The sequence below is a fragment of the Microbacterium sp. ISL-103 genome, from assembly GCF_018613995.1.
Lineage (GTDB): Bacteria > Actinomycetota > Actinomycetes > Actinomycetales > Microbacteriaceae > Microbacterium.
Genome location: NZ_JAGGPD010000008.1, coordinates 299 through 15849 on the forward strand (window position 1 = coordinate 299; position 15551 = coordinate 15849).

The 15551-nt window shown below is 64.9% G+C and carries 9 protein-coding genes and 2 rRNA genes (1 of these 11 cut by a window edge); 1 reads left to right on the plus strand and 10 read right to left on the minus strand.

The window, feature by feature from the left end:
• The 10 genes from J7E68_RS00370 to J7E68_RS00415 all read right to left on the minus strand — a co-directional run.
• A 23S ribosomal RNA gene (locus J7E68_RS00370) occupies positions 1 to 2794 on the minus strand; it reaches 230 nt to the left of the window's first position.
• A 414-nt stretch (positions 2795 to 3208) separates the two neighbouring features.
• A 16S ribosomal RNA gene (locus tag J7E68_RS00375) occupies positions 3209 to 4731 on the minus strand.
• Together the 16S and 23S rRNA genes form the textbook arrangement of a ribosomal RNA operon.
• 596 nt (positions 4732 to 5327) lie before the next feature.
• On the minus strand, positions 5328 to 6539 hold the full coding sequence (gene rocD / locus J7E68_RS00380) for an ornithine--oxo-acid transaminase (RefSeq protein WP_215168808.1): 1212 nt from the start codon (positions 6537 to 6539) through the stop codon (positions 5328 to 5330).
• The gene (gene ddaH, locus J7E68_RS00385) at positions 6536 to 7423 is read right to left on the minus strand and encodes a dimethylargininase (protein WP_215168810.1); all 888 of its coding nucleotides are present in this window, start codon (positions 7421 to 7423) and stop codon (positions 6536 to 6538) included. Before ddaH ends, rocD begins: the two co-directional genes overlap by 4 nt.
• A gap of 164 nt (positions 7424 to 7587) precedes the next feature.
• Positions 7588 to 8634 carry an NAD(P)-dependent alcohol dehydrogenase gene (locus tag J7E68_RS00390; protein ID WP_251048468.1) on the minus strand — a complete coding sequence of 349 codons (1047 nt, stop codon included), beginning with the start codon at positions 8632 to 8634 and terminating at the stop codon, positions 7588 to 7590.
• A gap of 1 nt (position 8635) precedes the next feature.
• On the minus strand, positions 8636 to 8863 hold the full coding sequence (locus J7E68_RS00395; protein ID WP_215168812.1) for a helix-turn-helix transcriptional regulator: 228 nt from the start codon (positions 8861 to 8863) through the stop codon (positions 8636 to 8638).
• On the minus strand, positions 8863 to 9297 hold the full coding sequence (locus J7E68_RS00400; protein ID WP_215168814.1) for a hypothetical protein: 435 nt from the start codon (positions 9295 to 9297) through the stop codon (positions 8863 to 8865). Before J7E68_RS00400 ends, J7E68_RS00395 begins: the two co-directional genes overlap by 1 nt.
• Positions 9298 to 9629: 332 nt before the next feature.
• On the minus strand, positions 9630 to 13325 hold the full coding sequence (locus J7E68_RS00405; RefSeq protein ID WP_215168817.1) for a proline dehydrogenase family protein: 3696 nt from the start codon (positions 13323 to 13325) through the stop codon (positions 9630 to 9632).
• A 162-nt stretch (positions 13326 to 13487) separates the two neighbouring features.
• On the minus strand, positions 13488 to 14327 hold the full coding sequence (locus tag J7E68_RS00410; protein ID WP_251048469.1) for an SDR family NAD(P)-dependent oxidoreductase: 840 nt from the start codon (positions 14325 to 14327) through the stop codon (positions 13488 to 13490).
• Positions 14327 to 14887: an acyl-CoA thioesterase gene (locus J7E68_RS00415; protein ID WP_215168818.1), complete on the minus strand. Its 561-nt coding sequence runs from the start codon at positions 14885 to 14887 to the stop codon at positions 14327 to 14329. The genes J7E68_RS00410 and J7E68_RS00415 overlap by 1 nt, the downstream gene beginning before the upstream one ends.
• A 130-nt stretch (positions 14888 to 15017) precedes the next feature.
• Here J7E68_RS00415 and J7E68_RS00420 point away from each other — a divergent pair, with 130 nt between their 5' ends.
• Complete coding sequence (locus tag J7E68_RS00420) at positions 15018 to 15524, plus strand: GNAT family N-acetyltransferase (protein WP_215168821.1); 507 nt, start codon at positions 15018 to 15020, stop codon at positions 15522 to 15524.
• Positions 15525 to 15551: the final 27 nt, after the last annotated feature.

Genomic DNA, 15551 nt, shown 5'->3' on the forward strand with positions numbered 1-15551 from the left:
TCTAAACCCAGCTCGCGTACCGCTTTAATGGGCGAACAGCCCAACCCTTGGGACCTACTCCAGCCCCAGGATGCGACGAGCCGACATCGAGGTGCCAAACCATGCCGTCGATATGGACTCTTGGGCAAGATCAGCCTGTTATCCCCGAGGTACCTTTTATCCGTTGAGCGACAGCGCTTCCACAAGCCACTGCCGGATCACTAGTCCCGACTTTCGTCCCTGCTCGACCTGTCAGTCTCACAGTCAAGCTCCCTTGTGCACTTACACTCGACACCTGATTGCCAACCAGGTTGAGGGAACCTTTGGGCGCCTCCGTTACTTTTTGGGAGGCAACCGCCCCAGTTAAACTACCCACCAGGCACTGTCCCTGAACCGGATTACGGTTCGAAGTTAGATATCCAGAGTGACCAGAGTGGTATTTCAACAATGACTCCACATGAACTGGCGTCCATGCTTCACAGTCTCCCACCTATCCTACACAAGCCACACCGAACACCAATACCAAGCTGTAGTAAAGGTCACGGGGTCTTTCCGTCCTGCTGCGCGTAACGAGCATCTTTACTCGTAATGCAATTTCGCCGAGTTCGCGGTTGAGACAGTTGGGAAGTCGTTACGCCATTCGTGCAGGTCGGAACTTACCCGACAAGGAATTTCGCTACCTTAGGATGGTTATAGTTACCACCGCCGTTTACTGGGGCTTAAATTCTCAGCTTCGCCTTGCGGCTAACCGGTCCTCTTAACCTTCCAGCACCGGGCAGGCGTCAGTCCGTATACATCGTCTTGCGACTTGGCACGGACCTGTGTTTTTAGTAAACAGTCGCTACCCACTAGTCTCTGCGGCCTCCAAACGCTTTCGGAGCAAGTCCTAATACGCCGAAGGCCCCCCTTCTCCCGAAGTTACGGGGGCATTTTGCCGAGTTCCTTAACCACGATTCTCTCGATCTCCTTGGTATTCTCTACCTGACCACCTGAGTCGGTTTGGGGTACGGGCGGCTTGAACCTCGCGTCGATGCTTTTCTTGGCAGCATAGGATCACCCACTTTTTATTCGCATCGTGTCTCAGCCTATGTGAGTCGCGGATTTGCCTACGACTCGGCCTACGCACTTGCACCGGGACAACCATCGCCCGGCTGGGCTACCTTCCTGCGTCACACCTGTTAATACGCTAACCGCACCAGAATGGGGTCGTGCGCTAGGCCCAACGCGTCACCCCGAAGGGATCAGTCAGTGGGATTCAGACACTTAGCACTACTGGATTAGCTTGGGCGGTTCTTCGCCGGTACGGGAATATCAACCCGTTGTCCATCGACTACGCCTGTCGGCCTCGCCTTAGGTCCCGACTTACCCAGGGAAGATTAGCTTGACCCTGGAACCCTTGGTCTTTCGGAGGACGTGTTTCTCACACGTCTTTCGCTACTCATGCCTGCATTCTCACTCGTGTAGCCTCCACGGCTGGTTTACACCGCCGCTTCGCTGGCCACACGACGCTCTCCTACCCATCAACACGGCTGGACCACGAAGGCCTACCAATAATGTCAATGCCACAACTTCGGTGGCGTGCTTGAGCCCCGTTACATTGTCGGCGCGGAATCACTTGACCAGTGAGCTATTACGCACTCTTTCAAGGGTGGCTGCTTCTAAGCCAACCTCCTGGTTGTCAAGGCAACTCCACATCCTTTCCCACTTAGCACGCGCTTTGGGACCTTAGTTGGTGGTCTGGGTTGTTTCCCTCTCGACTATGAAGCTTATCCCCCACAGTCTCACTGCTGCGCTCTCACTTACCGGCATTCGGAGTTTGGCTGACGTCAGTAACCTTGTAGGGCCCATCGGCCATCCAGTAGCTCTACCTCCGGCAAGAAACACGCAACGCTGCACCTAAATGCATTTCGGAGAGAACCAGCTATCACGAAGTTTGATTGGCCTTTCACCCCTATCCACAGCTCATCCCCTCAGTTTTCAACCTAAGTGGGTTCGGTCCTCCACGACGTCTTACCGTCGCTTCAACCTGGCCATGGATAGATCACTTCGCTTCGGGTCTAGGACATGCGACTGAATCGCCCTATTCAGACTCGCTTTCGCTACGGCTACCCCACACGGGTTAACCTCGCCACATATCGCTAACTCGCAGGCTCATTCTTCAAAAGGCACGCTGTCACAGCTACTAAGGCTGCTCCAACGGTTTGTAAGCAAACGGTTTCAGGTACTATTTCACTCCCCTCCCGGGGTACTTTTCACCTTTCCCTCACGGTACTTGTCCGCTATCGGTCATCTGGGAGTATTTAGGCTTATCAGGTGGTCCTGACAGATTCACACGGGATTTCACGGGCCCCGTGCTACTTGGGATACTCTTCGCGCCAAGGTTGGCATTTCGACTACGGGGTTGGCACCCTCTATGACCGGCCTTTCAAGACCGTTCGTCTATACCATCTTGTAACGCCGCCATCTCGGCAGAGATGACTGAAAAGTCCCACAACCCCCAACGTGCAACGCCTGCCGGCTATCACACACGCTAGGTTTAGCCTGTTCCGGTTTCGCTCGCCACTACTAACGGAATCGCGGTTGCTTTCTCTTCCTGTGGGTACTGAGATGTTTCACTTCCCCACGTTCCCTCTACCCGCCCTATATATTCAGGCGGGAGTCACTAGGTCGGCACGCCGCCCAGCGGGGTTTCCCCATTCGGACACCCTCGGATCAAAACTTGCTTATCAGTTCCCCGAGGCTTATCGCAGATTGCTACGTCCTTCTTCGGCTCCAGATGCCAAGGCATCCACCGTTTGCTCTTAAAGACTTGAAATCACATGAGTTTGAATCAGAATCGACACCAGACTCGAAAGCCTGGCATGAAATTGACTAATGATCTTTAAGATCATCTTGTGCAACCGACAAAAGCCGGCTGCAAGATGCTCGCGTCCACTGTGTAGTTCTCAAAGTACGGGCGGTACCCCTTCTCACTCCCCCCACAGGGGAAACAACAAGAGGCCCAGAGGTACAGAAACGAGCCCGAAGACCCGCATCCGGTCCCTCAGGACCCAACAGCGTGCAGACACCCCGCTCACGAAGCCCCACTTTCCAACCAACCCGAAGGCCAGCGTACTCACGAGACTCAGCTGCGCTGATGTCATGTCAAATGTTCCACCCATGAGCTCCCAGCGAAGAACGAACGTCTTCGATCTGGGTTCTGGACTCCGAAGAGTCAGATGCTCCTTAGAAAGGAGGTGATCCAGCCGCACCTTCCGGTACGGCTACCTTGTTACGACTTAGTCCTAATTACCGATCCCACCTTCGACGGCTCCCTCCACAAGGGTTAGGCCACCGGCTTCAGGTGTTACCGACTTTCATGACTTGACGGGCGGTGTGTACAAGACCCGGGAACGTATTCACCGCAGCGTTGCTGATCTGCGATTACTAGCGACTCCGACTTCATGAGGTCGAGTTGCAGACCTCAATCCGAACTGGGACCGGCTTTTTGGGATTCGCTCCACCTCGCGGTATTGCAGCCCTTTGTACCGGCCATTGTAGCATGCGTGAAGCCCAAGACATAAGGGGCATGATGATTTGACGTCATCCCCACCTTCCTCCGAGTTGACCCCGGCAGTATCCCATGAGTTCCCACCATTACGTGCTGGCAACATAGAACGAGGGTTGCGCTCGTTGCGGGACTTAACCCAACATCTCACGACACGAGCTGACGACAACCATGCACCACCTGTTTACGAGTGTCCAAAGAGTTGACCATTTCTGGCCCGTTCTCGTATATGTCAAGCCTTGGTAAGGTTCTTCGCGTTGCATCGAATTAATCCGCATGCTCCGCCGCTTGTGCGGGTCCCCGTCAATTCCTTTGAGTTTTAGCCTTGCGGCCGTACTCCCCAGGCGGGGAACTTAATGCGTTAGCTGCGTCACGGAATCCGTGGAATGGACCCCACAACTAGTTCCCAACGTTTACGGGGTGGACTACCAGGGTATCTAAGCCTGTTTGCTCCCCACCCTTTCGCTCCTCAGCGTCAGTTACGGCCCAGAGATCTGCCTTCGCCATCGGTGTTCCTCCTGATATCTGCGCATTCCACCGCTACACCAGGAATTCCAATCTCCCCTACCGCACTCTAGTCTGCCCGTACCCACTGCAGGCCGGAGGTTGAGCCTCCGGATTTCACAGCAGACGCGACAAACCGCCTACGAGCTCTTTACGCCCAATAATTCCGGATAACGCTTGCGCCCTACGTATTACCGCGGCTGCTGGCACGTAGTTAGCCGGCGCTTTTTCTGCAGGTACCGTCACTTTCGCTTCTTCCCTGCTAAAAGAGGTTTACAACCCGAAGGCCGTCATCCCTCACGCGGCGTTGCTGCATCAGGCTTGCGCCCATTGTGCAATATTCCCCACTGCTGCCTCCCGTAGGAGTCTGGGCCGTGTCTCAGTCCCAGTGTGGCCGGTCACCCTCTCAGGCCGGCTACCCGTCGACGCCTTGGTGAGCCATTACCTCACCAACAAGCTGATAGGCCGCGAGCCCATCCCCAACCAATAAATCTTTCCAGTAACTGACCATGCGGTCGCTACTCGTATCCAGTATTAGACGCCGTTTCCAGCGCTTATCCCAGAGTCAGGGGCAGGTTGCTCACGTGTTACTCACCCGTTCGCCACTGATCCACCCAGCAAGCTGGGCTTCACCGTTCGACTTGCATGTGTTAAGCACGCCGCCAGCGTTCATCCTGAGCCAGGATCAAACTCTCCGTAAAAAAGAAATGCATACGACACCGGGAAAACGGTGACGCAGCGAGTTTGATGCTGACCAAAGAGACAAATTCATTGCTGACTTTATCCGTTGCCAACCCCACAAGGAGGTTGGTCTTTGATCCAAAGGAATCTCATCCAGCCGAAGCTGAATCGAGGTTATTTGGCATTTGACAAGTGCACGCTGTTGAGTTCTCAAGGATCGGATGCTCCCACGACCCAGTCATCACAACCAGGCCCGAAGGGCAACTTCTCTATCTTATCTTCGCTGTTCAGGCTGTCAAATCGACACGCCGTGAAGCTCAGGACCAGATCTGCAGCTCGGGGCTCAAGGCCGCCGAGGCAACTTCACTAGCTTATCCGTTTCGGAGTCGCTGTCAAATCGACCGTTTCTCCGAAGTGGAAGCTCCAGGTCAGACAGAAATATGTCTGCGATCTGCTCCGAGGAACTGATCGAGTGGAGGTGGTTCTCCGCTTGAGGGGGGTGAAGCTCTCGGCCTCTCCGCTTCCCTGTGGGGCGAACAAGTAATAAGTTACGTGGATTCCGGGACTCCGGCAAATCCGGGCTGTCCGCCGGGCGTGTCGCCCGGCGGACGGCGGATCAGGCCCCGAGGACCAGCTTCAGCTGCTCGACGGCCCAGTCGAGTTCGGTCGCGCGGATCACGAGCGGCGGCGCGATGCGAATGGTCTGCCCGTGGGTGTCTTTGACGAGCACACCGCGGTCGAGCAGCTTCTCGGCGATCTCTCGTCCGGTGCCCTTGGCGGGGTCGATGTCGACTCCTGCCCACAGGCCCGCGATGCGCACCCGGGTGACACCGTGGCCGATCAACGGCTCGAGGCCGGCGGCGAGGTGCGCACCCAGCGCGCGAGCGCGCTCTTGGAATTCCCCGGACTCGAGCATCTCGACGACCCGCAGGCCGACGGCCGCCGCGAGCGGGTTGCCGCCGAAGGTCGAACCGTGCTCACCCGGACGGATGACACCGAGCACACCGGCGTTGCCGACGACGGCCGACACCGGGAGGATCCCGCCGCCGAGCGCCTTGCCCAGCAGGTACAGGTCGGGCACCACGCCCTCGCGGTCGCAGGCGAAGGTCTCACCGACACGACCGAGACCCGACTGGATCTCGTCGGCGATGAACAGGACGTTCTTCTCATCGCAGATCTCGCGGATGCGGCGCAGGTATCCCTCCGGAGGGATCACCACACCGCCCTCACCCTGAATGGGCTCGATCAGCACGGCGGCGGTGTCGTCGGTGATCGCAGCGGCGATGGCATCCGCATCCCCATAGGGGACGATGTCGAACCCCGGCGTGTACGGGCCGAAGTCTGCACGTGCCTCTTCGTCGTCGCTGAAGCTGACGATCGTGGTGGTGCGTCCGTGGAAGTTGCCCGCCGCGACGATGATGCGCGCCTTGCCGTCGGCGATGCCCTTGACGCGGTACCCCCAGGCGCGAGCGACCTTGATGCCGGTCTCGACCGCCTCGGCGCCGGTGTTCATCGGCAGCACCATGTCTTTGCCCGCAAGCGTCGCGAGCGCCGCGGCGAACGGCTCGAGCCGATCGCTCATGAACGCGCGACTGGTGAGCGTGACCCGACCGAGCTGCTCGGTGAGGGCCGCCACGAGTGCCGGATGCCGGTGACCGAAGTTCACCGCCGAATAGGCGGCGAGCAGGTCGAGGTAGCGCTTGCCCTCGACATCCGTCACCCAGGCGCCGTCCCCGCGGGCGATGTTGACCGGCAGGGGGTGGTAGTTGTGGGCGACGTGCGGCTCGGCCGTCACCTCAGCGCCGACGCCGGGCTCGAGAGCGGTCATGCCTCACCGCGCAGCTCGAGGGTGCAGCACTTGATGCCGCCGCCGCCGAGCAGCAGCTCGGACAGGTCGATCATGATCGGGTTGTACCCGCGCTCGCGCAGCTGCTTCTCGAACCCGAGGGCACGGGGCGAGATGACGACGTTGTAGCCGTCGCTCGCCGAGTTGAGCCCGAACACCGAACCGTCTTCATCCGACACGAGGATCGCATCGGGGAAGCGCTGCTCGAGGATCGCCCGGCTCTCATCGTCGAAGGCGCCGGGCAGATACGCGATGTTCGCGCGCTCGGGCCCGCCGTTCTCGACGCCCTGCACAGGGTCGAGCACCGCGATCGCGGTGTCGAGGTGGTAGAAGCGGGGGTCGACGAGGTTGAGCGACACGACCTCGCGGCCGAACACCTCTCCGACCTCGCGGTGACTGTCGCCGGTCGAGCGGAAGCCGGTGCCGGCGAGGATCACATCGCCCACGAGCAGGAAGTCGCCCTCACCCTCGTTGACCTCTTCGGGGATGACCGTGTCGTAGCCGGCGCCGCGGAACCAGTCGGCGAACGCGGGAGCCTCGCCCTGACGCTCGACGAAGCGGAACTTCGGCACGTACGCACGGCCGTCGATCAGGAACCCGCCGTTCGCGGTGTAGACCATGTCGGGGAAGCCCTCGAGCGGCTCGATCAGCTCGACCTCATGGCCGAGCTCGAGGTAGAGGTCGTGCAGCTTCTGCCACTGCTCGACGGCCCTGGCGGTATCGGTCGGCTTGGCCGGCTCCATCCACGGATTGATCGAGTAGTTCACCGTGAAGTGCGACGGCTTGCACATCAGGTAGTGACGGTGGTGTGCGGTGCGGACCGGGGATGCGGTCTCGGACGTCGACGCAGTGGTTTCGACAGACATGGGGCTCCTCGAACAGATGCGGCGGACGCTGTCCAGGGGCCCGGCGGTCCTTCGACCCGCGCCGCTCGGTGAGAGTCGGCGCCCGGGGAAGATGCGACTCGGGCACGCCAGACTCCATTGTGTCATCCGCCCCCTGGGCGCCGCCAGAGCGCGGCCGTCCTCGCTCAGGCTGCCTGCACGACGACCTTGCCCACGGTGTGGCCGGCCTCGAGATGCGCCAGGGCGGCGGATGCCTCGTCGAAGCCGTACTCCCGCTCGATCACCGGTGTGATGCGACCCTCGGCGGTCAGTTCGAGCAGCTTCGCGAGGATCTCGGGCCGAGGCGTGGCCGCGAGTGCACGGATCGGGCGGCTCGACCCGATCGACAGGAGCGCCGCCTTCAGCATCCGAGGGATCGGGCCGAGCACATGCCCTCCGTCGCCGGTCACCAGCACCACCGTTCCGCCGGGCACGACGAGTCGTTGCAGGTCGCGCAGGCCCACGCCGCCGGCGATGTCGATCACGGCGTCGAACTGCCCGGCCGGAAGATCGGTCATCGGCGACGTGCGGTGATCGAGCGTTCGCACGGCGCCGAGATGCTCGACGAGCCGGGCGTTGCGTTCGCCGCAGGATGCCCAGACCTCGGCAGCGCGCAGAGCCGCCAGCTGCACCGCGAAGGTGCCGACCCCTCCGGATGCGCCGATCACGAGGATGCGTGGAACGTGACCTGCCGCGCTGCCCTTGGCCGAGCGGAAGCCGATCCCCGCGCGGTCGAGTGCCTGCCAGGCCGTGCCTGCCGCGACCGGCAGGCACGCTGCGGTCGCCGAGGTGACATCGGGCGGGATCGGCACGAGCCGTGTGGCCGGCACCGCCACGTGCGATGCGAGACCGCCCCCGCCGACGAGCTCGCCGACGACCCGCTCGCCGAGTTCGGCGCCGATCGCATTCGGGCCCACGGCGACGACGGTTCCGGCGACCTCCATGCCGCGCACCGGGTGCTTGGGGCGCGTCAGGCCGAAGACGGGGCGCACGAGCAGCGGATCGCCGAGCATCAGACGCACGTCGCCGGAGTTGAGCGAGGTCGCCTCGACACGCAGCACCACCTCGCCGCGACGGGGCTCGGGCACGGGGATCTGCTCGAGGCGGAACCCGTCGGCCGATCCGTAGGTCTCGCGACGCCACGCCGGCATCATCGCGGTGTCGTTCGTCGGGGTCTTGTTCGTCTCGGTCATGTCACACCTCCGTGGTGGGTTCGGGGTACTGGAAGAGGTCGTCGAGGCCGACGCCGAACGCCCGCGCGATCTGGAATGCGAGCTCGAGCGTCGGTGAGTACTTCTCCTGCTCGATGGCGATGAGCGTCTGCCTGGTCACGCCGATGCTGCGGGCGAGTGCGGCCTGGGTGAGCCCTGCGGCCTCTCGGTGCGCACGGATGCGGTTGGAGACGAGCGTGGGCTTGACCATCAGACGAGCCCCCGCCGGTAGGCGACGACCCGTGCGATCCCGCCGACGATGGTCGCGACCGCGAAGCCTGCGAACATGGCGTGGGCGATCCAGAAGACGTCGGCGTTCATCGCGCAGAGCAGGATCACTCCGGTGCCGGCGAGGGCGACGAAGGCCTGCTCGACGCGACTGCCCATGCGGCTGATGTCGCGATCGCGGATGTCGGACTTGCCTACGCCCTCGGGGTCGCGCGCGCCGGCGATCATGCCCCAGGCGATGCTGATCAGGATGGTGACGACGATGCCGCCGCCGATCATCCACAGCATCAGCGGCGGCCAGTCGACCTCGGTCACCGGGCCACCCGCCGCCTGCTGAAGCACCACGATGACGTACGCCGTGATCGCGATCAGGCTGACGACGAGACCCACCCAGACGTTGCGCTCCTCGTAGACCATGACACCCTCCCGTGTAAAAGATTCTTGACACGAGGTTACGCCTGCGGCATCCACCGTGTCAAGAATTCTTGACACACTCGTTCTCTCCGCCGCGCAGGCGGGGCCATAAGCGCATCCGCATCCTCAGGCGGGGCCATAAGCGCATCCCGACAGCCCGATTCCGGTGCAGTACTGACCCCGCACGCGGCGGTGGGGGGTGCGACGACGCGCGGCGGTGGGGGGTGCGACGACGCGCGGCGGTGGGGGGTGCGACGACGCGCGGCGGTGGGGGGTGCGACGACGCGCGGCGGTGGGGGGTGCGACGACGCGCGACGGGATGCGCGGGGCGGGCCTCAGATGACCGAGGCGCTCCAGTCGTCGGGGTTGCCGTAACGGTGCGCGGTGATGGCGATCGCCTGCTCGTGCACGAACGGCAGCAGCTCGATGCGCCCGGCCGAGGCGACCTCGCCGTCGTACACCGCGAGGTCGGGGTCGCCGTCGACGGCGACGGCGAGTGCCCCGTGCAGCGCAGCGACGGATGCTCGTGACCCCACCAGCCGCACGCGGCTCGGACGCGGCGCGGAGTCGAGAGCTGCGAGCGCATCACCCGAGGTGTCGTCGCGCCGCCGCATCCGCTCGATCCACTCGTCGTCGGTCTCCATGTAGACGACCGCGCCGAGATCCCCGAGCGCACGGCGCACCTCGGCCGGGAGTCCGACGGGAGTCGACAGCACGAAGCCGGCACCTGCTCGCACCGCGGCGATGACGACGCGCAGCAGCTCCTGCCACCCGGCATCCGCCGTCGCCCTGATCGCGACGGGCACCGGACGATACCGGAAGAGGTTGCGTTCGACGCCGAGGTGCGAGACGTCACGCACCTGTCCGAACTCGCGGTCCCAGGCGAGAGCATCCGACAGCGCAGAGCGACGCAGCCATTCGAACGCCTCGTAGTCGAGCGACGGCTGCGCCGATTCGATCAGCTCGGTGATGCGCGAGTCGAGTCCGCGCAGATGCAGCGTGCTCGACACCGGACCCGATCCGCTCGATCGCCAGGATCCGAGTCCGATGAGGTAGTTCGGGCCCCCGGCCTTTGCACCCGGTCCGACCGACGAGCGCTTCCACCCGCCGAACGGCTGGCGCTGCACGATCGCTCCGGTGATACCCCGGTTCACGTAGAGGTTCCCTGCCTGCACGCGGTCGAGCCACAGGTCGAGCTCGGCAGGATTCTGCGTGTGCAACCCCGCGGTCAGCCCGTAGGCGACGGCGTTCTGCAGTTCGATCGCGCGCTCGAGCGTGGGCGCATGCATGATGCCGAGCACCGGTCCGAAGAACTCCTCGGTGTGGAATCGCGATCCCGGCTGCACCCCGACGCGGATGCCGGGCCGCCACAGCCGACCGGAGGCATCGTCGACCGACACGGCCGGTTCGATGAGCCACTGCTCCTCGCCCTCGAGCTCGGTGAGCGCCCAGGCCAGCTTGCCCTGCGGCCGTTCGATCACGGGCCCCACCTCGGCGCGCGGATCGGAGGGCCAGCCGACGTGCAGCGAGCGCGTGGCATCTGCCAACTGTCGGGCGAAGCGCTTGGAACGCCCGACGGGTCCGACGAGGATCGCCAACGACGCCGCCGAGCATTTCTGGCCCGCATGCCCGAAGGCGCTGCGCACCACATCGGCGACGGCCAGATCGAGATCGGCCGACGGGGTGACGATGATCGCATTCTTGCCGCTGGTCTCGGCGAGCAGCGGAAGATCGGGCCGCCACGAGCGGAACAGGGCCGCGGTCTCCCACGACCCGGTGAGGATGACGCGGTCGACCGACTCGTGCGAGATCAGCGCGCGGCCGAGATCGCCCTCTTCGATGTCGACGAGGGCGAGCACAGCGCGCGGCACGCCGACCTCCCACAGCGTCTCGGCGATGACGGCGGCGCAGCGGCGCGACTGCGGCGCGGGCTTGAAGACCACGCCCGAGCCCGCGGCGAGCGCGGCGAGCACTCCCCCGGCCGGGATCGCAAGAGGGAAGTTCCAGGGTGGAGTGACCACCGTGACGCGCGCCGGTTCGAAGGCGGCGCCGCCGACGGCATCCAGCTCGCGGGCCTTGGCGGCGTAGTAGCGCGCGAAGTCGACGGCCTCGCTGACCTCGACGTCGGCCTCGGCGAAGACCTTGCCGGTCTCGGCGGCGGCGACCTCGATCAGCTCGCCCCGCCTGCCCTCGAGTGCGGCGGCGGCGCGCAGCAGCACGTCGGCGCGCTCGGTGGCCGGTCGTGCACCCCACGGCGCCGCGGCCTCTCGCACACCCGAGATCGTGCTCTCGAGCACGGCGGGGTCGTCGATGCGCGCGGCCTCGATGGTCGCGACGCCGATGTCGGAGTCGGCGATGCGGGCGTGGATGTCACGCGCCCAGTCGCGGTTCGCCGGCAGCGACGGGTCGCTGTCGGGGGTGTTCGCGAAGCCGGGGGCACCGCCGGTCGCCTCGTCGAGCTCGCGGGGGGCGTAGACCGCCGTCTCGAGGAACGGCTCGCCCGAGTCATCCGATCCGCGTGAGATGCCGAGCACCGCTTTGGTCAGCTCTTCTTCCGGGGCGGGGGCGACAGGCGCCGGGCGTGCGGATTCGTGCACGGGCGCCTGGCGGTCCTGCGTACGGCGAGCACCGACGCGCAGCGTCGGCGACGTCGACAGCTCGAGCGCGTCGAGGAACCTGTCCTGCTCGCGCACGAAGAGCGTCTCGTCGTCGCCCAGCCGGAACGCGGCCGAGAGGAAGTTGGCGGAGGAGGCGTTCTCTTCGAGCCGGCGCACCAGATAGCTGATGGCCACGTCGAACTCGTCGGGATTCACCACCGGCACATAGAGCAGCACCTCGCCGACCTCGCGGGAGACCGCCTGCACCTGCCCCTGCGCCATGCCGAGGAGCATCTCGAACTCGATCGGCGGTTGACCGCCACCCTCACCGCCGGCCGAGAGGGCACGCAGTCCGCGCTCACCCGCGAGCAGCCAGGCATAGGCGATGCCGAACAGGTTGTGACCGGCGATGCCGAGGTGCACGGCGTCGATGTGCTCGGGGCGCAGCGCCCAGTCGAGGCAGCGCAGGTAGTTGGCGTCGGTCTCGACCTTGGTGTCGTAGGTGGCCTGCGCCCATCCGTGCATCTGCGCCTCGACGCGCTCCATGGCGAGGTTGGCTCCCTTGACGAGCCGGATCTTGATCGGCGCCCCGCCGTGGTCGACCCGGTCGCGCGCCCACGCGGTGAGCTGCTGCAGGGCGGGCAGCGCATCGGGCAGATAGGCCTGCAGCACGATGCCCGCTTCGAGGGCATCGAGGCGCGGGTCCTCGAGCAGGCGCGTGAACACCGCGATCGTCAGGTCGAGATCGCGGTACTCCTCCATGTCGAGATTGATGAACGTGCGGTCGGTGGCAGCGGTCAGGTACAGCGGCAGCAGTCGTTCGACGACGGCCTCGACGACCTCGTCGAATGCCCACATCGAGATGTGGCTGATGATCGCCGACACCTTCACCGAGACGTAGTCGACGTCTGGCCGACGGATCAGATCGTGGATGCCGTCGAGCCGCCGCTGCGCCTCGACTTCGCCGAGCACGGCCTCCCCCAGCAGGTTGAGGTTCAGCCGGGCGCTCGATTCGCGGATCTTCGCGATCGCCGGGCCGAGCTTCGCGGGGCGGGCATCGACGACGAGGTGGCCGACCATCTCGCGCAGCACTCGGCGGGCGATCGGCACGACGGGGGTCGGCAGGATCTGCGCGACACCGCCACCCAGACGCACGGCCGACCGCAGGTACCAGGGCAGGAAGTCGGGAACGATCGGGGCGATCCGGTGCAGCTGGGATGCCGCGGCACCCAAGCTCTCGGGGCGCATGACGCCGTCGACGAATCCCAGTGTGAACGGCAGCCCGTTGGCATCCTGCAGCACCCCGGCGAGGCGTTCGGCCGCCGGGTCGACGTCTGCGGCTGCCGCCTCGATCACCCAGCGGCGGGCGAGCTCGATCGCACGGTCCGCGAGAGAGACGGATTCGGGATCCGTGGAGGGCGTCGGGTCGGCCATGACCTCAGCCTAGGACTGAGAGGCGCGCCTGCCCTTGAGCGACGGGCGGAGCCGTCGGCCCCCTCCGGTTGCAGTTCGTGCCGTCGACAGCCGCGACGAGCGGCACGAACTGCGACCGGAACCGAGCGCGGCGCTCAGAGCGCGGCGAACCGAGCGCGGCGCTCAGAGCGCGGAACCGAGCGCGGCGATCATCTCGTCGTATCCCGCGCGGAAGGTCGGGTAGGTGAGGTCGCCGAGGAACTCCTGCAGCAGATGACCGTCGAGAACCGTGCCCCCGCCGACCTCCGGGTCGATGTGGGGCGGCGGCTCGACCCCGAGGCGCGCGGCGATGTGCGCGACGACCTCGCCGAGCAGCACGGGCTCGCGATCGACGGCGTGGATCAGCGGCGGCGCGGAATCGGCCCGCAGCATCGCATCGAGCAGGCGGACGAGATCCGTCTCGTGGATGCGATTGGTGCGACGCGTGTGGTCGACCGGCGCGGACTCGCGCACGCGGCGGATGAGGAAGTCGCGGCCCGGCCCGTAGATGCCGGCCGGGCGCACGATGCGGGCACCGAACAGCTCCATCGCCAGCTGCTCGCCCTCGACCAGGTCGCCGCCCCGCTCGCTCGAGACCCGCGTCGCATCGCGCTCGGTGAGCGGCGTCTCGCCGGGGCGGCCCTCGAAGACCCGCGTCGAAGACACGAACACGACACGCTCGGGCATCGAGGGCAGGGCTCTGGCGAGCCCCCGCAGCGCCGGCGGATAGATCGACTCGCCCTCGGTGCTCGGCGGCAGCGTGATGACGACCGAGTCGAAAGCGGGCAGCTCCCGGTCGAGCGGATGCCGCAGATCGGCCTCGATCACCGGGAACGGCAGCTCGCCCGCACTCCGGCGCATGGCCGTGACCTGCGAGCCCTGCTCGGCGAGCCGTCGGCCGAGGCGGATGCCCAGCTTGCCGCAGCCCACCAGCAGCACAGCCCCCGGTGCGCGCGTCTCGAGACCCCACGGATCGGTCATCATCAGTTCCAGACGCTCGGGGCGGAGGTGCGCACGGGAGGCAGAACGGATGCCGCGGCCCAGTCGTGCACCCACGCATCGATCTCGGGCACGCCCTCGGGCTTGCCGACGGCCGCGAACAGCTCTTCGTTGGTGACCGTGCCGCCGGTGCGCCGCAGCATGCGGGAGCGCACGATCACCCGGGCGTAGATCTCGCCGCCGACGACGGCCCGGTGCTCGAGGAACACGGCCTTGTCGTCATGTCCGATGAACCGTGACTGCACCTCGAACCGCTGCCAGAGCTGCAGTGACTTGCGGAAGGTCACGGTTTCGCTCGACACCACGGCGTACCAGCCGCGCTCGTTCATCGCGTCGAAGAGTCCCGTGCGGATCAGCAGGTCCCAGCGGCCGAGATCGAACAGCGACAGGTATCGGCCGTTGTTCATGTGGCGCAGGATGTCGATGTCGGTGGGGAGCGTCGTCAGTCTGATGCTGCTGACGGAGGCAGCGTCGAGGGTCTTGCCTCGACGCACCCGACGTCGGGCGGAGAGGATCACGAGGAGGGTGCGCCAGATCACGCTCACGAGGATCGATCGTAGCCAGGAGCGAATGGATCGCGAACATCGTTGTGCGAACCCTCCATCGCGCTCGGGGGCTCTCACGCAGGCATCCGCTCGATTTCCGGTTCCCGGGGGCCGCGCGTAGAGTCACGCTATGAGCGCCGAAGCCCAGCCTGAAGTCATCGTCCGTCCGGTCCGTGATGTGGATGCGGAAGCCCTTGGCCGCGTGCACGCCCAGTGCTGGCACGAGACCTACGACCACCTGATCAGCAAGGCCGCGCTCGAGAAGGTCTCGCCCCGTCGCATGGCGGAGCTGTGGACGCACTGGGCCTCTCAGGGCCCCGAGTTCACGATGCGCGCTGCCCTCGTCGACGGCGAGATCGTCGGCTTCGTCGGCTCAGGTCCCGCCCGCGACAAGGATGCTCCGGCGTTCCGCGAGCTCTACTTCATCTATCTGCTCGACGCGTACCACTCCACCGGCATCGGCCAGAAGCTGTTCGACGCCGCCGTCGAGAAGGACGAGTCGCTCTACCTCTGGGTCGCGGACGACAACCCGCGCGCGCACCGCTTCTATACGCGCAACGGCTTCTCGCTCGACGGCGCCAGCCACACCGAGCCGTTCCTCGGCGAGACGCTGACCGAGGTGCGCTTCGTCCGCTGATCCGGCGTCTGCTGATCCGGCGTCCGC

Excerpts from the sequence above, each read along its gene's own strand:
- J7E68_RS00400 (WP_215168814.1), bottom strand. The coding sequence starts at position 9,297 with ATGGTCTACGAGGAGCGCAACGTCTGGGTGGGTCTCGTCGTCAGCCTG.
- J7E68_RS00420 (WP_215168821.1), top strand. The coding sequence starts at position 15,018 with ATGAGCGCCGAAGCCCAGCCTGAAGTCATCGTCCGTCCGGTCCGTGAT.
- J7E68_RS00405 (WP_215168817.1), bottom strand. The coding sequence starts at position 13,325 with ATGGCCGACCCGACGCCCTCCACGGATCCCGAATCCGTCTCTCTCGCG.
- J7E68_RS00410 (WP_251048469.1), bottom strand. The coding sequence starts at position 14,327 with ATGATGACCGATCCGTGGGGTCTCGAGACGCGCGCACCGGGGGCTGTG.
- rocD (WP_215168808.1), bottom strand. The coding sequence starts at position 6,539 with ATGACCGCTCTCGAGCCCGGCGTCGGCGCTGAGGTGACGGCCGAGCCG.
- ddaH (WP_215168810.1), bottom strand. The coding sequence starts at position 7,423 with ATGTCTGTCGAAACCACTGCGTCGACGTCCGAGACCGCATCCCCGGTC.
- J7E68_RS00390 (WP_251048468.1), bottom strand. The coding sequence starts at position 8,634 with ATGACCGAGACGAACAAGACCCCGACGAACGACACCGCGATGATGCCG.
- J7E68_RS00395 (WP_215168812.1), bottom strand. The coding sequence starts at position 8,863 with ATGGTCAAGCCCACGCTCGTCTCCAACCGCATCCGTGCGCACCGAGAG.